This window comes from Clostridium sp. CTA-7 (assembly GCF_054768095.1).
Map to the genome: position 1 here is coordinate 21941 of NZ_BAAAAV010000002.1, position 18518 is coordinate 40458.

Below are 18518 nucleotides of genomic sequence, written 5' to 3' on the forward strand. Positions count from 1 at the left end.
GTGGAAATTTGGGATCAGCAGGACTTATAGAAATAAAAAGAAGAATAAAGTCGGTTGAAAGTACAAGAAAGATAACAAAAGCTATGAATCTTGTAGCCACTTCTAAACTTAGAAAAACAAGGAAAGAACTTAATGATAATGAACAATACTATAGTTTATGTCAAGAAATATTAGATAATCTAATGGCTGTTTTACCACAAGATTATGAAAGTCCTTTCTTTAAAGAAGATTCTAAGAATTTAGATAAACTATATATTGTTATAGCTTCAGATACAGGTCTTTGTGGAGGCTTTAATGGTAATATAGCTAATATAATGAATGAAATGATTAAAGATAAAGGGTCATCAAAAGTAGTTGTGGCAGGAAGTAAGGGAATTTCTTATATGAAAAAATACGGATTTGATACTGTAAGAGAATATGTAGAAATTCCAGATATCCCTACTATAAAAGAAGTAAGGGCTATATACGAAGATTCTTTATATATGTTTAAAAGGGGAGAAATTGGAGAAGTTAATATAGTTTTTACAGAATTCATATCCCCAATAAAGCAAGAGGTTAGAATAGAGAAATTATTTCCTTTGCAAATAGAAAGTAAAGAGTCACAACAATTTTTAATTGAGCCTAGTTTAGAAGAGGTTTTAAATTCAAGTTTAGATGCATATTTTAAAAGCAAATTAAGAAGAGCTATGTTGCATTCAAAAGTTAGTGAGCAAAGTGCTAGAATGACTGCTATGGATGGAGCAACACGAAATGCTAATGATATATTACAATCTTTAAATCTTAAGTATAACAGAATAAGACAAGGAATGATAACACAAGAGATATCTGAGATTGTAGGAGGAGCAGAAGCTCAAAAATAGTAAGGAGGTATTGCTATGCCTGAAAAAGTAGGAAAAGTAGTTCAGGTAATTGGACCTGTAGTAGATATAAAATTTAATTCAGATGATTTACCTAATATCTATAACGAAATAAGAATAGATATGGAAGAAAAGTTATTAGTAGTTGAAGTTGAACAACATATGGGAGATGACATTGTTAGAACTATAGCTATGGAATCTACTGATGGCTTAAAAAGAGGTATGAAAGCTGTTGACATGGGAAGATGTATATCTGTTCCCGTAGGTAGGGAAGTTTTAGGAAGAGTATTTAATGTTCTTGGTCATCCTATAGACAATGCTGGTAATGTAGAAATTAAAGAGATGTATCCAATTCATAGACCAGCACCTAGCTTTAAAGAACAAGCATTAGAACCACAAATGTTTGAAACTGGAATTAAAGTTATAGACTTATTAGCTCCATATCAAAAGGGTGGTAAAATAGGTTTATTTGGAGGAGCTGGAGTAGGTAAAACAGTTCTAATACAAGAGCTTATTAATAATATAGCTAAAGAACATGGAGGTCTTTCTGTATTTACAGGGGTTGGAGAAAGATCAAGAGAAGGTAACGACTTATATTATGAAATGAAAGAATCAGGAGTTATCGATAAGACAGCTCTAGTATTTGGTCAAATGAATGAGTCACCAGGAGCTAGAATGAGAGTATCATTAACAGGTCTAACTATGGCTGAATATTTTAGAGATCAAGGTCAAGATGTTCTTTTATTTATAGATAACATATTTAGATTTACTCAAGCAGGATCAGAAGTTTCTGCTTTATTAGGAAGAATTCCTTCAGCTGTTGGATATCAACCAACTCTTGCAACTGAAATGGGAGCACTTCAAGAAAGAATAACATCAACTAAGAATGGATCAATAACATCTGTTCAAGCAGTATATGTACCTGCAGATGACCTTACAGACCCAGCTCCAGCTACAACATTTAGTCACCTTGATGCAACAACAGTTTTATCAAGAAGTATAGCAGAGCTTGGAATATATCCAGCAGTTGATCCATTAGAGTCTAATTCAAGAATATTAGATCCAAGAATAGTAGGAAGAGAGCACTATGATATAGCTACAGAAGTTAAAAATATCTTAGAAAGATATAAAGAGTTACAAGATATAATTGCAATCTTAGGTGTAGATGAATTATCAGATGAAGATAAAAAAGTAGTTGCAAGAGCAAGAAGAATTCAAAGATTTTTATCTCAACCATTTACAGTTGCGGAGCAATTTACAGGAATGCAAGGTAGATATGTTCCAGTAAAAGAAACAGTAAGAGGATTTAAAGAGATTTTAGAGGGCAAGTATGACGATCTTCCAGAATCAGCATTTTTATTTGTTGGATCTATAGAAGAAGCTATAGAAAAAGCTAAGACCTTAAGATAGGGGATGATGTTATGAGTAAAACTTTTAGTGTAACTATAATAGCCCCTGGAAGAGAAGCTTTAGTAATGGAAGCAGAAAGATTGACTACTTTAACTAAAGATGGTGAAATTGAATTTAGAGCAAATCATACTCCAATAATAGTAAGTACTATTCCAACTACAACATTAGTAGTTAATGGAGGTAATAAGCAAGAAATGTTCACATCATCAGGAATAATTTATATAAAAAATAATGAATTAAAGTTCTGTTGTGATGCCGTAGAGATGCCTTCAGATATTCACATTGATAGAGCACAAGAATCAAAGGTCAGAGCGGAAAGAAGATTAAAAGAAGGTAAGGATATAGATGTTGAAAGAGCTAAAAGATCATTAGCAAGAGCAAATGCAAGAATTGGTACCTTAGATACGAATAATTAACTTTAAGATTAAAAATAGAGTAATAAAAGAATTATGAAATTCTTTTATTACTCTATTTTTCATTTTACTAAAATACTATAAGTGTAAATAGTGACAATTAATCACAAAATTCAACCTAATCTATATATTATATTATAGCTATAGATTTTGAATAAAAAAGAATAAATTGGACAATACTTAAAAAAGAAAGGTATGGGGGGAATTTATGAAAAAAGTCATAAAAGTTATATCTTCTTTAATCTTCTCTTTGTTAATTATTGGGGCATTTCCAATTAAATCTGAGTCCATTTCCAATAAATTTAATTTAATAGAAACTCAGTTAATGGATACAAATGACTTTGTTGAAAATGGCGTTAAGATCGAATATAGTGTAAATCAATCTATATATAAAGAGAAAATTCTAATTGAAGAGCAATTAAAAAAAGTCTTTGGAGAAAATGTAGATATAAATAATAATAGTATTATTTATAGAGATGACTCCAAAGAAATAAAAGTATTATTATGGAGTGATAATGAAAATACAAAAGTTCAAATCACTTATATAAATAATAATAAGAATACCAATACTCTTGAAATTAGAAAAGAATTAAAAAAAATCCAAAATATTTCAGCAAAAAATATAAAATATTTTGATTTTGTAAGGGTAAAAATAATAGAGGATCAAAAACAACATCTGTTGGAGGTACTAAGGAACAATATAAAACAGGATACTTTAGAAATATTAGATATTTATAATGGTTCTGTAGCAAAGGGAAGATTATATGATGGAAATAGAATCAGTATAGGTCATATTAAATATGATACAGGAGAATATCTAATTATAGGAACACCAGTGATATTCGTAACATACTAACAATTCATTATGGAGGATAATATGGAAAAAATTGTAGTTGAAGGTGGTAATAAACTAAGAGGTGAAGTGAATATTAGTTTAGCTAAAAATTCTGTTTTACCAATAATAGTTGCAGGTATTTTAAGTCCAAATGATATTATTATCAATAATGCACCTATGTTAGAAGATGTAGTAGTTTTAACAGATTTGTTATTAGGAATGAACTGTGATATAGAAAATGACTCAAAAGGTAATTTAAAGATAAATACTTCTAATATTAAAGCAATTGATATGAATACTGAGTTAATAAGAAAAATGAGAGCATCTTTTCTAATTATGGGACCAATGCTATCGAGATTTGGAAGATGCAAAATTTCCATGCCTGGAGGATGCAATATAGGTAGTAGGCCTATAGATTTACATTTAAAAGGATTTAAGCTTTTAGGGGCAGAGATTGAAATAGGACATGGTTTTGTAGAAGCGAAGGCTAAAAAACTTAAAGGAAATAGAATATATTTAGATTTTCCATCTGTAGGTGCAACTGAAAATTTGTTAATGGCGTCTGTTTTGGCTGAAGGCACAACAATTATAGAAAATGCTGCAGAAGAACCAGAAATATGGGACTTAGCTAATTTTCTAAATTCAATGGGAGCTAAAGTTCAAGGAGCAGGAATGGGGAAAATAACAGTAGAAGGCGTAGATTCTTTAACTGGGATAAGCTATAAACCTATATATGACAGAGTTGAAGCAGGAACCTTTATGGTTGCAGCAGCTATAACAAATAGTAAGATAATCATAAATGGAGCTAATGAAGACCATTTAAGACCTACAATAGAGAAATTAAAAGAGTGTGGAGTAAAGTTTGAGAGTATAAAAGAAAATGTTATGTTAGTTGATGGAACAGATAAGAAGAGACCTGTTGATATAAAGACATTACCTTATCCTGGTTTTCCAACTGATATGCAAGCTCAAATGATGACATTATTGTCGGTAACAAAAGGATCAAGTATTATAACAGAAACGATATTTGAAAATAGATTTATGCATGTTGCAGAATTAGTAAGAATGGGAGCAAATATAAAAATTGATGGAAGAACAGCAATTATAGAAGGAGTAGATTCTTTAACAGGATGTGATGTTAAAGCTACTGATTTGAGAGCTGGAGCAGCTATGATACTAGCTGGGTTAGTGGCTCAAGGAAATACAGAAATTAGTGATATATATCATATAGATAGAGGTTATGTGAATATAGAAGAAAAATTTAGAGGCTTGGGAGTTAATGTATATAGAGTTGATAAATAGATATATTATAAATAATTATAGCTATATTCGCCTAATTAAAGAACTTAGATTTATTCTAAGTTCTTTAATTTTATACTTTAATATATAGGAAAGCATAAAGATTTGAAATTTTGAAAATATCAATATATAAGGCTTTTAGGAATTAGATTTAGAAAAGTAGATTTGTTTTATACTTTTCTTACCTTCAGTTTGGAAGTGGACATATGTAGGTTTGTGTTGATTTGGAGCGGAGCGACGGAATAAGTAAACTTATATATGTTCACTTTTTTTATTATAATGATTTAAATAACTCAACATAAAGAATAAAAAATAAAGTATAATTAGGAAATTTTAACATATATTAAATTGTATTAGTTAAAGGGAGGCGATGTTTTTGAAAAATAAAATAAGTTCAATGAGAGATTTAGTAGAACTTGGACTTTTCAGTACTTTAGTTTTAATATTTATGATTGTAATTCCAATGATTGTAATCAAATCTTCTTCAGTAAGTGCATTAGAGGAAATTTCTCAAAATGGTATAGAAGATAATGTTGGTTCAAACGAAAATAAGTTTATAACTTTATCTGGAAATGATGTTATAAAAGTTTATATAACTAATGAAGACAAGATAGTAGATATACCTTTAGAAGAGTACGTAAAGAGCGTAGTTTCAGGAGAAATGCCAGCAAGCTTTGAAATAGAAGCTTTAAAAGCACAAGCTATAGCAGCAAGAACTTATGTATCTGCAAAAAGAACTAGACCCTGTAATAATGCTAAAGGTGGCGATGTTTGTGATACTACACATTGTCAAGTGTATATAAGTAAAGAAATTAGGTTAGAAAAATGGGAGAATAGTAGTAGTGAGAACTGGTCAAAAATTTCAGAGGCTGTTGATGCTACAAAGGGACTGGTTTTAGCATATAATAGTGAATTAGTTCAATACCCACAATTTTTCTCTACAAGTTCAGGAAAAACAGAAAATGCTGTGGATGTATTCTCGAGCGATGTTCCTTATTTAGTTTCTACTGAAAGTAAAGGGGAAGAAATAGCTCCTAAATACACAGATGAATCCAAATTTAACATAGATGATTTTGTAAATAAAATAAATTCCAAATACGCAGATGCAAATATTAGTAAGGATAATTTACAAGGTAATATAGAGATTTTATCTAGAAGTGATGCTGGTGGGGTAAAAGAAATAAGATTTGGTAAAGCAAAAGTAAAGGGAACAGATTTCAGGTTATCTTTTGGCCTAAACTCAACAAATTTTGATTTTAAAATAAGTGGAAATGAAGTAATATTCAATTGCAGGGGCTATGGACATGGAGTTGGTATGAGCCAATGGGGAGCAAATGTTATGGCTAAGGATGGTAAAAAATATGATGAAATTTTAAAACATTATTATACAGGTATTGATTTAAAGGAAGTAAAATTTAATTAAGAATCATAAGTATGTTTAAGTAAGTAGTAAAAAGTAATGGAAATTTAATTAAAAGTTTTAATTTTTAAAAGACAATATACATGTTTATTTTAAATAGGCATATATATTGTCTTTTTATATTTTACATATTTAAAGTGAATACAACAACTAGTTAGATGATAGTTTAGATGAGGTTTTTTGTTATTAAATGTAGAAATTTGATGTAAATAAATCAATTTGCATTTGTATTAATTTATGATAACGGGCAAGAATACAAAAAGGAGGTGTTGATATGGACCAAAATAAGAAAGACAAGGTAAAAGACTTTTTCAGAAAGGAGGGCTTTTATTTAGTACTATTCCTTTGTTTGTGTGTAATTGCAACTGTTGCAGTAGTTACAACGAAAAGAAATAAAGCTTTAGAACAAAGTAATAAAGCAGAAAATGAATTCACTTTAAATATTGATGATAAATCTACTTCAGAAGTTCAAAAGCAAAATGCTGACAGGGTTGAAAATAATCAAAACAATGAATTAGCACAAGAACAAGAGGTAGCATCTACAGAACAAGATGTTAATGTTTCTGCTGGAACGAATGTAGAGGTTAAATTTAAAAAACCTTTAGAAGGATCAATTGCAAGAGAATATTCTTATCCAAAGCCACAAGCTATGAGCGATGGAAGCAGTAGGAATATTAGAGGAATAGATATAAAAGCTAGTGTTGGAACTGAAGTTAAATCTGCTGCAGTGGGAGAAGTGAAAGAAGTTTCAAGCAAAGTTGAAGAAGGAAGCTATGTAGTTATTGCTCATGCTAATGGATTATATACAAAGTATTGTAATTTATCCAAAGACATAAGAGTAAATGTTGGAGATAAAGTAACAGAAGAAACTGTTATAGGAACTGTTGGAAACAGCTCAAAAATATTTACCAATGATGAATTCGGTGAACATTTGAATATACAAGTTCAAGATGTAAATGGAAAAGATTTAAATCCAACAACATATTTTACGTTTAATCAAGAATAATAAATAATTCATCAGTCATTTGGTTTAAATGACTGATGAATAAATTAGATACTAATGGTCACATATTAATAGTTTATCCAAAGGGAGGTAATATTTTGAAGGATTATATAGAAGAAAGAGTTTTAGAGGTTGCTAAATATATAATAGATTCTAAAGATACAATTAGGAAGACAGCTAAGGTATTTGGAGTTAGTAAAAGCACTATTCATAAAGATATGACAGAAAGATTACCAAAGATAAATCCAGCTATAGCAGAACAAACTCACTCTATATTAGAGTTAAATAAAGCAGAAAGACATATTAGGGGTGGAAAAGCCACTAAAATGAAATATAAAACAGCAGAGTAAGTAAATGATTACGAATTTAAGTACAAACATATTGAAGGATTACCATATTCCATATATAATAATAAATATGCTAATAATGCAAAATAAGAGAAATTTTGAAAGATTTTATAGTGCGAAAAGAGTAGGAGTGAACAAGGAATGTGGTTTTGGAGAAGTGGGAGCGATCTAGGAATAGATTTAGGAACAGCAACAGTTTTAGTTTATGCAAAAGGTAAGGGGATAATATTAAAGGAACCATCAGTTGTTGCAATAAATAAAAATAATAATAAAATACTTGCTGTTGGAGAAGAAGCAAGGAAGATGATTGGAAGAACTCCAGGTAATATAGTTGCAGTAAGGCCATTAAGAGATGGTGTTATATCAGATTATGACATAACTGAAAAAATGTTAAAAGAATTTATTAGAAAAGCATATGGAAAAAGTAAAATTACAGCTCCTAAAGTAATGGTATGTGTTCCATCACAAGCAACAGAGGTGGAAAAAAGAGCAGTTATTGATGCTGCCAGAAATTCTGGAGCAAAGAAAGTACATTTAATAGAAGAACCTTTGGCTGCTGCAATTGGTGCAGGATTAGATATAACTAAACCTAGTGGCTCTATGGTAGTAGATATTGGTGGTGGAACTACTGATATAGCTGTAATATCCTTAGGGGGAGTTGTAGTAAGATCATCAATAAAAGTAGCTGGAGATTCATTTGACGATGCTATAATAAAGTATGTACGAAATAAGTACAAGATAATGATAGGTGAGAAAACGGCAGAAGAGTTAAAGGTAAATATAGGATCAGCATTTAATGGATCAAGAAACTTAACTGCTATGATGAAAGGTAGAAATTTAATTACTGGATTACCAGATGAGGTTTCTATTACATCAGAGGAAATAATTTATGCACTAAAAGAATCAGTATCGTTAATTGTCGATAATGTTAAATTTGTATTAGAAAAAACACCACCTGAACTTGCTGCTGATATAATAGAAAAAGGCATTTTAATGACTGGTGGAGGATCTTTATTAGATGGATTAGATAAGCTAATAGAGCATGAAACAGGAGTCAATGTCGATGTTGCTAATAACTCTGTAGAAGCAGTAGCAGAGGGTACAGGCAAGGTTTTAGGATATCTAGATAAAATAGAATCTAGTCTATCAGACAAGGAAATAACTTTGATAGAGTAGTAGAATATTATACATATTATATATAATTGATTGTAAAAGGGAGTATTTTATTGCTCCCTTTTATTTATTAATAATCTTATATGCTTCAATAATTGAAGAAGAAATCACTTTAGCCATTTCCATAACTAAATTTAGACGAATGCTTCTAGATGTGAAAATTTCTGCATTTTCACTTGAATCTATTATTCCTATTATTGAGGCAATTCCAACATCAGGTAAATTTTTACCAACACCTTTTCCAGGATGTATTGGATAATCTCTGGTATGTATTTCACCAATTGAGCTATATTCACCTAAGCAAGCATCTATACCTATAGTTAAGGATTTAGGATGCAATTTATTAATTTCATTCAATCTTTTATTTATATTTAAAGCATGTATTGGAGATTCTATTGTTCCGTACACTGGGAGAGGGAAGGCTTTTTCTGTTAGAAATGTGCCAACCATTGGACCTAAGCAATCACCAATACATTTATCTGTTCCTATACAAACTATTATAGTATTTTCCGTAATATAATTTTTAATAGAATTTGCTATTTCAATATGAGAATTATAAGAGTTATATAATACTTTACGCTTCACTAAAATTCACCCCCGCCATAAAAGTATATGTTTGATAAAGATTAATTATAATAAAATGTATAAAAATCATAAAAGAGGAAATTAATCAAATAAAAGGAGATGAAATAGAATGAAGAGATTACTATTTTCTACCATTACCATAATAATTAGTATAGTTATCCCAATATATTTTTTATTAGTGTGGGAGCCATTAAAAAGTGAAGAAGTTATTAGTGAAAATGTAGTAAAATACAATAAAGAAGAAGAGTTTATTAGTGAGGAAAAAAATAAATCTACAATTATTATAAATCAAGTAGATTCCTCTAATAATTTGTTTGGACATTTAGATAAAGCTAGAAAAGAAAAAATAAATGTATTAATTAGAAATTTAGCTATAGTAGATATAATAAAAGTTAATGACTATTTTTCGGATAGAGAAAATACAGTTAACATTACAAAAGGTATGTCTTTAGTAAAGCAAAGAATGTCAAATAAAGAATATGAAGAGTTTAAGGATATTATAAGTGATTATATTGATTTAGATATTATAGAAAAAGAAGTATAAGAAATTATTATTTAAAAAATTATTTTACTTATAGCAATATATATTTATTAAAAATTATTACAAGTTGAAGTGATGTTTATTTAATATCTAATATAGAATAATTATGACAGAAAAATTGTTAATAAAAAAGATATTAGCATTAATTAGAAGAAAATAAAAGAAAAACAGAATAAATTAAATATAGTTTCTTTAAATGAGTAAAAATTGTACTTGAAATTAAGATATAATAAATATATACTAATCATTGTCGGTTGAGAAGATACAAAGTTTACTTAACTGAAATTAAATAAATTTTAAACGGGGGAGTTCCCGAGTGGCCAAAGGGGGCAGACTGTAAATCTGTTACGTTTCGTTTCGATGGTTCGAATCCGTCCTCCCCCACCATTTGAAATTTATTAATTTATAATATGCTGGCATGGCTCAACGGTAGAGCAGCTGACTTGTAATCAGCAGGTTGTAGGTTCGATTCCTATTGCCAGCTCCATAAAATGGGGGAGTTCCCGAGTGGCCAAAGGGGGCAGACTGTAAATCTGTTACGTTTCGTTTCGATGGTTCGAATCCGTCCTCCCCCACCATTTTATAAAATTTTATTATTATGGAAGCATAGCTCAGCTGGGAGAGCATCTGCCTTACAAGCAGAGGGTCACAGGTTCGATCCCTGTTGTTTCCACCATTTGAAATTTATTAATTTATAATATGCTGGCATGGCTCAACGGTAGAGCAGCTGACTTGTAATCAGCAGGTTGTAGGTTCGATTCCTATTGCCAGCTCCAAATGTGGGGGAGTTCCCGAGTGGCCAAAGGGGGCAGACTGTAAATCTGTTACGTTTCGTTTCGATGGTTCGAATCCGTCCTCCCCCACCACAAAAGGCAAGTTTACTTGTCTTTTTTTATATTTTTAAATAATTTAATATTTTATGAGTTAAGGAATCTAAATATGTAATTATTTTAGGTTTTATTGTTGACTATTAATATTAAAGATGATATAATCTGAAAAGTAAAATTTGATATTAGTTCTTATCCAGAGAGGCGGAGGGAAAAGGGCCCGATGAAACCCGGCAACCTACTTCAGTAATTTTGAGTGTGGTGCCAATTCCTGCAAAGTAATTTTGCAAGATAAGAAAGATTATGACTTTTAACATCTCTTCTTATCGAAGAGATTTTTTTATTTTATAAATTAAATTAATTAGAATTAATATCAAATAAAATGAAAGGAGAAATGAAAATGAGAAGATTATTTACATCAGAATCAGTTACAGAAGGGCATCCAGATAAAATATGCGACCAAATTTCAGATGCTGTATTAGATAGTATTTTAGCTAAAGATCCTATGGCAAGAGTTGCTTGTGAAACAGCTGTTACAACAGGAATGGTATTGGTTATGGGAGAAATATCAACTAATTGTTATGTTGATATTCCAAAGTTAGTTAGAGAAACTGTAAAAGAAATAGGCTATGATAGAGCTAAATACGGTTTTGACTGTGAAACATGTTCAGTACTAACATCAATAGATGAACAATCAGGTGACATTGCTATGGGTGTTGATGAAGCATTAGAATCTAGAGCAGGGCAAAAAGATGATGTTGAAGCAGTTGGAGCAGGAGACCAAGGAATGATGTTTGGTTTTGCAACAAATGAAACAGAAGAGTATATGCCATTACCAATAGCTATGGCTCATAGATTATCAAGAAGATTATCAGAAGTAAGAAAGAACGGAACTTTACCATACTTAAGACCGGATGGAAAGACTCAAGTTACAGTTGAATATGATGATAATAAAGTTATAAGAATAGATGGAATAGTAATATCAACTCAACATAGTGAAGATGTATCTCAAGAACAAATAAGAGAAGATTTAATGGAGCATGTAATTAAAGCTGTAGTTCCAGCAGAATTATTAGACGATAGCACAAAGTATTACATAAATCCAACTGGAAGATTCGTTGTTGGAGGACCACAAGGAGATAGCGGATTAACTGGAAGAAAGATAATAGTTGATACTTATGGTGGATATGGAAGACACGGTGGTGGTGCTTTCTCAGGGAAAGATCCAACTAAAGTTGATAGATCAGCAGCATATGCGGCTAGATGGGTTGCTAAGAATTTAGTAGCAGCTGGAGTAGCTGATAAATTAGAAATTCAATTAGCATATGCAATTGGTGTTGCTAAGCCAGTTTCTATAGAAGTAGAAACATTTGGAACTGGAAAGAAATCAGAAGAAGAAATAATTTCAATAGTTGAAAAAGTATTTGATTTAAGACCAGGAGCTATAATAAGAGATTTAGAATTAAGAAGACCAATCTACAAGCAAACAGCTGCATATGGTCACTTTGGAAGAAATGATTTAAACTTACCTTGGGAAGATTTAAATAAAGTAGAAGAAATAAAGAAGTATCTTTAAAATAAAAAATGCTCCAATTTTGAATTGGAGCATTTTTATTTATACTAATACTTTACCAGCAACTATAACATTTTTTACATTTATGTCTTCATCAAATAAAACCAAATCTGCATCGAAGCCTTCTTTTATAAGACCTTTTCTATCTTCAACTTTACAATGTCTAGCAGCATTAAAAGTTGCCATTTTTACAGCTTCGTTTAATGAAAGACCAACATTTTTATATACATTTTTAATAGCTTTATCTAGAGTTAATATTGAACCAGCTAAGCTTCCACTTAAAAGTCTTGCAGCTCCATCTTTAACAACAACCTCTTGACCTCCTAATGCATACATACCATCAGGCATCGCACATGCCATCATTGCATCAGTGACTAATAAAACTTTATCAGTTGTCTTTTGATTATAAGCTATTCTAAGTGATGGATATGATATATGGATACCATCAGAAATTGTTTCTGTAGTTACTTCGCTATCAAATATAGCACCTACAACTCCAGGTTCTCTATGAGCAAATGGTGTCATTGCATTAAATAAGTGAGTTGAGTGGCAGCAACCACATTTAATTCCTTCCATAGCTTCATCGTAAGTAGCTTTAGTATGACCTATAGAGCAAACTATTCCTTTTTTTGATAACTCTTTTATTAATTCCTTAGCGCCAGGAACTTCAGGAGCAATTGTAATTGATACAACAGCATCTTCAGCATCTCCTACCATAGCATTAAAGTTTTCTATTGTTGGAGGAATCAAAAAGTTAGGATTTTGAGCTCCAATAGCTTTTGGGCTTATGAAAGGTCCTTCAAGATGAGCACCTAAAACGATAGCACCATCAGTACCATTTTCTTTAGCTTCTTTTATAATTTCCATTGATTTTCTTATATCATCTATTGCTACAGTCATTGTAGTTGGAGTAAATGAAGTAGTTCCATGTTTAACTATAGTTTTAGAAATTTCATTAATTGCTTCAAATGTGCCATCCATTGTATCATGACCACCAGCACCATGGATATGAACATCTATAAAGCCTGGAGATAAATATAATCCTTCTGCATCAATTATTTCATTATCATTTGTATTCTTTGGGTTTATTTCTTTGATTTTTCCATTTTCAATTAGAACAGATCCCTTTTCTATCTTATCAAGATATATTATGTTGCAATTTTTTATTATCATGTAAGCACCTCCATATTGCTAATATTGTATAATATTAAGAATTTAAAATTTTTAAATTATGATATAATTATATAATAAAATTGTAAATATTAAAATATCATTGAAAGATTTGGAGAGATAGCATGGAATTTCTAAATGGAATAGTAGAATCTATTGTATTCAAAAGTGATGATACAGGTTATGTAGTATCAAAAATAAGATCAGATAAAGAGTGCATAAGTGCAGTTGGGATAGTTCCCTTTTTAAAAGAAGGGCAATATGTTAAATTAAAAGGACAATGGGTATTACATAAACAATTTGGGCGTCAATTTAATATAGAAGAATATGAAGAAATACTACCAGATTCTGTGGAGGGGATTGAGAAATATTTAAGTACTGGAATAATTCACGGAATAGGGCCTATAACAGCGAAAAAAATTGTCAAAAAGTTTAAAGAGAAAACATTAGATATATTAGATAACAATATAGAAAGACTACAAGAAGTTGAGGGTATTGGAGAAAAGAAGTTTAAGATAATATATGAATCATATATAGAACAAAAAGATTTAAAAGATATAATTATATATTTTCAAGGGCATGGTATGACTACAAATCAGTGTATAAAAATATATAAGAAATTTGGAGTAGATGCTAAGTCTATAATTTTAGAAAATCCTTACATACTTTCAGATGAAATATCAGGAATAGGGTTTATAACTGCAGATAGGATAGCAAAAAGCCTTGGTATAGAAACAATATCACCATTTAGAATACAAAGTGGCATAAGATATATATTAAATCAATTTTCAGCAGCTGGAAATACATATATGCCAAAAGAAAATTTAATAAATGAAGTATCAAAGATTTTAGTAGTTCCATCAGAACTAGTAGAAGAAAGCTTGTATAATTTAGCTTTAGAAACAAAGATAAAAATTGAAAAGATAAATGATATAGAAGCAATATTTTCACTACCATATTATTATTGTGAGCTTGGAGTAACAAATAAAATAATAACATTAAGCATAGAAAATTTTAGGACTATAAATTCAGACATTGAATTTGAAATTGAAGCTTTTGAAAGAAAAAATAATATAAAATTTGCTTCTTCACAAAGAGAAGCAATAATTGGAGCCTTTGAAAATGGAATAGAAATAATAACAGGGGGACCAGGAACAGGTAAAACTACGATAATAAAATCTATAATAGAAATATATGAAAATAGTGGAATGAAGGTTTTATTAGGAGCCCCAACAGGAAGAGCGGCTAAGAGAATGACTGAATCTACTGGAAGAGAAGCAAAAACAATACATAGATTGCTAGAAATGGGAGTAAGTGAAGAGGAAAATTCTTATTATGGAAAAGGAGAATCAGAACCATTAGAGGCAGATGTAATTATAATAGATGAGGCATCTATGATAGATATAATGCTTATGCATAGTTTGCTTAAAGCTATAAAGCTTGGAACAAGATTAATAATAGTTGGAGATGTAGACCAACTTCCTTCTGTTGGTGCTGGAAATGTATTAAAAGATTTAATAGAAAGTAATTTTATAAAGGTAGTAAGACTTAGGGATATATTTAGACAAGGAGAAGAAAGTCTAATTGTGACAAATGCTCATAAAATAAATAATGGAGAAATGCCATACATAAATAGAAGAGATGGAGATTTTTTCTTTGAAAATAAGGAAGACCTTGATGAAATATTACTTACAATAATTGATTTAATAAATAGAAGATTACCTAATTTTAATAGATCCTGGGATAAATATAGAGATATTCAAATACTAACACCTACAAGAAAAGGGATACTAGGAGTACAAAATTTAAATAATAAACTTCAAGAGATCTTAAATCCTAAATCTAGTAATAAAAGGGAAAAGGAATTAAAAGATGTTATTTTTAGAGAAGGTGATAAAGTGATGCAAACTAAAAATAATTACTCTTTAAAATGGATTAGAATCAATGGAGAAGGAGATAATGAAGGTGTAGGGGTATTTAATGGTGATATGGGGTTTATAAAAAGTATAAACGAAGAAGAAAAAACAATGACAATAATATTTGATGATGAAAGAAAAGTAGTTTATGACTATATTTATCTAGATGAATTGGAGTTAGCTTATTCCATAACAATACATAAAAGTCAAGGAAGTGAGTTTAAAGTAATAATTACACCTGCTTTTATGGGATCTCCATTTTTAATGAATAAAAATTTATTATATACAGCTATAACTAGAGCAAAGGAATTAGTAGTTGTGGTTGGAATCCCTAAGGCTTTAAAATATATGGTTTCTAATACAAAAAGTATGGAAAGATATTCTTCGCTTAGAGATAGAATTGTAGATATTACAAGTAAAGATATTTTTATTGAATAATGAGGAGAGGTTAAATGTTAGATAAAAGGTTAATAAGCCTTAAAGAATTGAATGATTGTAAATCTAAGATAAATAAATGGTATAACAAACAATCAAAAATATTAACTATTATAACTAATCCATACAATACTGCATTAGTGTATTTAGATCTAATAAGTTCATTATTGAAAGAGAATAAAAGAATATTGTATGTATGGGGTGAAACAGATGTAAATAAAGAAATAATAGAGGGTTTAAAAGAGAATGAATTAAAGTTTAAATATTCTTATATAAATGAAAAAGAAGGAAAAGAAAATTTAATTTTTACAAACTTTAAAAATATTAATAAAATAAATGATTATTATGATTTATGTATAATTGATGATATAAGTAAATTTTCTACAACTTCAAAAGAAGAGATTAGAGAGTACATGGAATACTTATACCTATATAGCAATAGAATTTTAATATTATCTGTAGAAAAAATAGTTAGTATGGGAAGAAGTATATTTTTATCAGACTTAACAAGAAATAAACCTTTTGTAGAGCCTAGGATAATAACTACTAGAGTAAAATTAGATGAAGATATGCCGTACACGCTATATGACTATTTAATGTGGTTTAAAAATAACAATAGAAAAGTTATAATTTTTATTCCATCAGAGGAAAAAATAAGTAAACTATATAATTATTATACAGAGGATTTAAAGATTGAAGATGTAAAAATAATCAAATTTTTAAAAAATGATAACCTAAAAAAAATAGATTTGCTCTACAAATCAAAAAACAGAAGCATATTTGTAATTACAAACAATATAAGAAGTTATGTTAAAGATACAAATGATATAGATATAGTAGTACTATTTTCAGACGATATATTTTATAGTTACAAAAAGATAATATATTTTTGTGCTGAGGTAGGAAAGAACATTAGTAATGATAGTAAAATAGGGGAAGTTCTTTTGGTGTCTAAAGAAATATCAGAAGACATGGACAAGGCTAAGGAAATAACAAGGGGTTATAACAAAGAGATATGGGAAAAAGGTTTATTAAATTATTAAAAGTATTTATTAATGAATTATTAGATATACTATACCCACCTAAGAATAAATGTATAAGTTGCGATAATGAGTATATTGGTTTGTGTAAGACCTGTCAAAAGAAAATAATGAGAGTAAAAGAAAGCTCTAAAATTTTATCATATGGATACTATAGTGGAGTAATGAAAAATTTAGTATTAGAATTTAAATATAGGAAAAACTTTTTGGCAGGAAATATATTAGCCAATTATTTATATGAATTAATAAAAGAAAATAATATTAAAGCTGATGGGATTTTTTTTATTCCAAGCAGTAAAAAGTCACTAAAAGAGAGAGGATTTAATCAGTGTGAATTTATAGCTAAAATAGTAGGGGATAGACTAGGTGTACCAGTTTATAAAGATATAATAAAAATAAAGAATATAAAAGAACAAAAAACATTATCTAAAGAAGAAAGATTGAAAAATATAAGTGGAGCTTTTGAGGCTGTAAGCAATATTAATATAAAAAATAAAAAGGTAATTTTAATAGATGATGTGGTAACAACTGGGGCAACATTATTAGAATGTGAAAAATTATTTATAAAAAATGGAGCTTGTTCTATAAAAATGTTGACAGTTGCCAAAAGTTATATATAATAATTAATGTAAAGCTAGGTCTGTGGATGAAAGTCGATGCTAGTCGCAGGCAAAACGATCCACGTAAGTTGGAAAAAATTTCTAATGAGCATGGTGCGGTATAGAAGTAAGTCCTACCAAGAAAATTGAGAGAGTTAGTAGTGAGAGGTTAATTCCGAGTAGCAAAAGCTCCAGTAGGCGAGTGTGGGGGCAAAAGCCAGGTCAGCTAGTTTTAAAAAATATCCATTAGTTTTAAAAACTAATGGATATTTTTTTAGCAAAATTTATAAAATATAGAGAAAATAGAAGTTATGTTGAGTAAAATAAAGCGAATTTTCTGTCAATTAACCTTGAACACTCTTGCTTAAAAAGATTCCAAGGTGGTATAATATATATATAAAACAAATAAAAATTTTAAATCTACTGAGTAAGATTTAATCTTACAGAGAGGGGATGAACTTATATGAAAGTTTCAGTAATAGCAAAAAATACTACAGCAACACCAGCATTAAAGGATATGGTGGAAAAAAAGCTTTCAAAGGTGAAAAGATACTTTGATCCAGAAGTAGAGGCAAAAACTACTTTATCAGTACAAAAAAATAAACAAAAGGTAGAGATTACAATACCATTTAATGGAGTAATATTAAGAGCAGAAGAATCAACTGAAGATATGTATAAATCAATAGACTTAGTAGTTACAAAATTAGAAAGACAAATTAGAAAGCAAAGAACAAAGTTATCTAGAAGAAATCATGAGTCATTAAGATTCCCGCAGTTAGATGAGGCTACTTTAAGTGATGAAGTGGTAGAAACAAATGGGGAGGTTGTTAAGGTTAAAAAGTTTGGAGTTAAGCCTATGTCAGTAGAAGAAGCTGTACTTCAAATGGAATTAATAGGACATAACTTCTTTGTATATCAAGATTCAGATGAAAATAAAATATGCGTTGTATATAAGAGAAAAGATGGAGATTATGGTTTATTAGAGCCAGAATACATTTAATTAATAAAAGGAAGTGCATTGCGCTTCCTTTTTAGTTATAATATTATTAAAAAGTAAGTTATTCCTTGAATTAAT

General features: G+C 29.6%; 17 protein-coding genes, 6 tRNA genes and 1 riboswitch. Of the genes, 21 read left to right on the top strand and 2 right to left on the bottom strand.

From position 1 onward, the window contains the following. The first annotated feature begins 8 nt into the window (after window positions 1-8). From atpG to mreB, 9 genes are all read left to right on the top strand, one after another. Window positions 9-860, top strand: a complete 852-nt coding sequence (atpG, locus tag ACYUEX_RS03095; RefSeq protein WP_460286532.1) for an ATP synthase F1 subunit gamma — start codon at window positions 9-11, stop codon at window positions 858-860. A 15-nt stretch (window positions 861-875) separates the two neighbouring features. Beyond that, window positions 876-2267, top strand: a complete 1392-nt coding sequence (atpD, locus tag ACYUEX_RS03100) for a F0F1 ATP synthase subunit beta (protein WP_411168986.1) — start codon at window positions 876-878, stop codon at window positions 2265-2267. A gap of 11 nt (window positions 2268-2278) precedes the next feature. Beyond that, window positions 2279-2683, top strand: a complete 405-nt coding sequence (locus tag ACYUEX_RS03105; protein ID WP_460286533.1) for an ATP synthase delta/epsilon chain alpha-helix domain-containing protein — start codon at window positions 2279-2281, stop codon at window positions 2681-2683. Window positions 2684-2888: 205 nt separating this feature from the next. Then, window positions 2889-3536 (top strand): hypothetical protein, encoded by a 648-nt coding sequence (locus ACYUEX_RS03110; protein ID WP_460286534.1) that lies wholly within the window; start codon window positions 2889-2891, stop codon window positions 3534-3536. Between the two features lie 21 nt (window positions 3537-3557). Next, complete coding sequence (gene murA / locus ACYUEX_RS03115; protein WP_411168983.1) at window positions 3558-4817, top strand: UDP-N-acetylglucosamine 1-carboxyvinyltransferase; 1260 nt, start codon at window positions 3558-3560, stop codon at window positions 4815-4817. Window positions 4818-5184: 367 nt separating this feature from the next. Further along, window positions 5185-6237: a stage II sporulation protein D gene (gene spoIID, locus ACYUEX_RS03120; RefSeq protein WP_460286535.1), complete on the top strand. Its 1053-nt coding sequence runs from the start codon at window positions 5185-5187 to the stop codon at window positions 6235-6237. 271 nt (window positions 6238-6508) lie between these two features. Beyond that, window positions 6509-7240 (top strand): peptidoglycan DD-metalloendopeptidase family protein, encoded by a 732-nt coding sequence (locus ACYUEX_RS03125; RefSeq protein WP_411168981.1) that lies wholly within the window; start codon window positions 6509-6511, stop codon window positions 7238-7240. Between the two features lie 95 nt (window positions 7241-7335). After that, entirely contained in the window at window positions 7336-7587 is a 252-nt protein-coding gene (gene spoIIID, locus ACYUEX_RS03130; protein ID WP_195262752.1) for a sporulation transcriptional regulator SpoIIID, read from the top strand. 138 nt (window positions 7588-7725) lie between these two features. After that, window positions 7726-8760 carry a rod shape-determining protein gene (gene mreB, locus ACYUEX_RS03135; protein ID WP_411168980.1) on the top strand — a complete coding sequence of 345 codons (1035 nt, stop codon included), beginning with the start codon at window positions 7726-7728 and terminating at the stop codon, window positions 8758-8760. A gap of 60 nt (window positions 8761-8820) precedes the next feature. Here mreB and yyaC read toward each other — a convergent pair whose 3' ends face one another. Next, window positions 8821-9342 (bottom strand): spore protease YyaC, encoded by a 522-nt coding sequence (yyaC, locus tag ACYUEX_RS03140; RefSeq protein WP_460286536.1) that lies wholly within the window; start codon window positions 9340-9342, stop codon window positions 8821-8823. 109 nt (window positions 9343-9451) lie between these two features. On the opposite strand from yyaC, the gene ACYUEX_RS03145 reads away from it, so the two are divergent. From ACYUEX_RS03145 to metK, 8 genes are all read left to right on the top strand, one after another. After that, window positions 9452-9886 (top strand): hypothetical protein, encoded by a 435-nt coding sequence (locus ACYUEX_RS03145; RefSeq protein ID WP_460286537.1) that lies wholly within the window; start codon window positions 9452-9454, stop codon window positions 9884-9886. Window positions 9887-10185: 299 nt separating this feature from the next. Next, window positions 10186-10270: transfer RNA gene (locus ACYUEX_RS03150), tRNA-Tyr, on the top strand. A gap of 25 nt (window positions 10271-10295) precedes the next feature. Then, window positions 10296-10370: transfer RNA gene (locus ACYUEX_RS03155), tRNA-Thr, on the top strand. A 6-nt stretch (window positions 10371-10376) separates the two neighbouring features. After that, window positions 10377-10461: transfer RNA gene (locus ACYUEX_RS03160), tRNA-Tyr, on the top strand. A gap of 22 nt (window positions 10462-10483) precedes the next feature. After that, a tRNA-Val gene (locus ACYUEX_RS03165) sits at window positions 10484-10559 on the top strand. A 25-nt stretch (window positions 10560-10584) separates the two neighbouring features. Beyond that, a tRNA-Thr gene (locus ACYUEX_RS03170) sits at window positions 10585-10659 on the top strand. A gap of 5 nt (window positions 10660-10664) precedes the next feature. Beyond that, window positions 10665-10749, top strand: a tRNA-Tyr gene (locus ACYUEX_RS03175). 150 nt (window positions 10750-10899) lie between these two features. Beyond that, a riboswitch (SAM riboswitch) is annotated at window positions 10900-11008 on the top strand. A gap of 102 nt (window positions 11009-11110) precedes the next feature. After that, on the top strand, window positions 11111-12286 hold the full coding sequence (gene metK, locus ACYUEX_RS03180) for a methionine adenosyltransferase (RefSeq protein ID WP_411168977.1): 1176 nt from the start codon (window positions 11111-11113) through the stop codon (window positions 12284-12286). 39 nt (window positions 12287-12325) lie between these two features. On the opposite strand, the gene nagA is transcribed toward metK, so the two are convergent. Next, a complete protein-coding gene (gene nagA / locus ACYUEX_RS03185; protein ID WP_411168976.1) occupies window positions 12326-13456 on the bottom strand; it encodes an N-acetylglucosamine-6-phosphate deacetylase in 1131 nt (376 codons plus the stop codon). Window positions 13457-13578: 122 nt separating this feature from the next. Between nagA and recD2 the strand changes: the two genes are divergently transcribed. The 4 genes from recD2 to hpf all read left to right on the top strand — a co-directional run bounded on the left by recD2 (window position 13579) and on the right by hpf (window position 18443). Beyond that, the gene (gene recD2 / locus ACYUEX_RS03190; RefSeq protein ID WP_460286538.1) at window positions 13579-15807 is read left to right on the top strand and encodes an SF1B family DNA helicase RecD2; all 2229 of its coding nucleotides are present in this window, start codon (window positions 13579-13581) and stop codon (window positions 15805-15807) included. Between the two features lie 14 nt (window positions 15808-15821). Then, complete coding sequence (locus ACYUEX_RS03195; protein ID WP_460286539.1) at window positions 15822-16847, top strand: hypothetical protein; 1026 nt, start codon at window positions 15822-15824, stop codon at window positions 16845-16847. Continuing rightward, window positions 16820-17464, top strand: a complete 645-nt coding sequence (locus tag ACYUEX_RS03200; RefSeq protein WP_460286541.1) for a ComF family protein — start codon at window positions 16820-16822, stop codon at window positions 17462-17464. The genes ACYUEX_RS03195 and ACYUEX_RS03200 overlap by 28 nt, the downstream gene beginning before the upstream one ends. A 442-nt stretch (window positions 17465-17906) precedes the next feature. Then, window positions 17907-18443 carry a ribosome hibernation-promoting factor, HPF/YfiA family gene (gene hpf / locus ACYUEX_RS03205; RefSeq protein WP_411168972.1) on the top strand — a complete coding sequence of 179 codons (537 nt, stop codon included), beginning with the start codon at window positions 17907-17909 and terminating at the stop codon, window positions 18441-18443. Window positions 18444-18518: the final 75 nt, after the last annotated feature.

Excerpts from the sequence above, each read along its gene's own strand:
- ACYUEX_RS03110 (WP_460286534.1), top strand. The coding sequence starts at position 2,889 with ATGAAAAAAGTCATAAAAGTTATATCTTCTTTAATCTTCTCTTTGTTA.
- murA (WP_411168983.1), top strand. The coding sequence starts at position 3,558 with ATGGAAAAAATTGTAGTTGAAGGTGGTAATAAACTAAGAGGTGAAGTG.
- recD2 (WP_460286538.1), top strand. The coding sequence starts at position 13,579 with ATGGAATTTCTAAATGGAATAGTAGAATCTATTGTATTCAAAAGTGAT.
- hpf (WP_411168972.1), top strand. The coding sequence starts at position 17,907 with ATGAAAGTTTCAGTAATAGCAAAAAATACTACAGCAACACCAGCATTA.
- spoIID (WP_460286535.1), top strand. The coding sequence starts at position 5,185 with ATGTTTTTGAAAAATAAAATAAGTTCAATGAGAGATTTAGTAGAACTT.
- mreB (WP_411168980.1), top strand. The coding sequence starts at position 7,726 with ATGTGGTTTTGGAGAAGTGGGAGCGATCTAGGAATAGATTTAGGAACA.
- ACYUEX_RS03195 (WP_460286539.1), top strand. The coding sequence starts at position 15,822 with ATGTTAGATAAAAGGTTAATAAGCCTTAAAGAATTGAATGATTGTAAA.
- atpD (WP_411168986.1), top strand. The coding sequence starts at position 876 with ATGCCTGAAAAAGTAGGAAAAGTAGTTCAGGTAATTGGACCTGTAGTA.
- metK (WP_411168977.1), top strand. The coding sequence starts at position 11,111 with ATGAGAAGATTATTTACATCAGAATCAGTTACAGAAGGGCATCCAGAT.
- ACYUEX_RS03145 (WP_460286537.1), top strand. The coding sequence starts at position 9,452 with ATGAAGAGATTACTATTTTCTACCATTACCATAATAATTAGTATAGTT.
- ACYUEX_RS03200 (WP_460286541.1), top strand. The coding sequence starts at position 16,820 with ATGGGAAAAAGGTTTATTAAATTATTAAAAGTATTTATTAATGAATTA.
- nagA (WP_411168976.1), bottom strand. The coding sequence starts at position 13,456 with ATGATAATAAAAAATTGCAACATAATATATCTTGATAAGATAGAAAAG.
- ACYUEX_RS03125 (WP_411168981.1), top strand. The coding sequence starts at position 6,509 with ATGGACCAAAATAAGAAAGACAAGGTAAAAGACTTTTTCAGAAAGGAG.
- ACYUEX_RS03105 (WP_460286533.1), top strand. The coding sequence starts at position 2,279 with ATGAGTAAAACTTTTAGTGTAACTATAATAGCCCCTGGAAGAGAAGCT.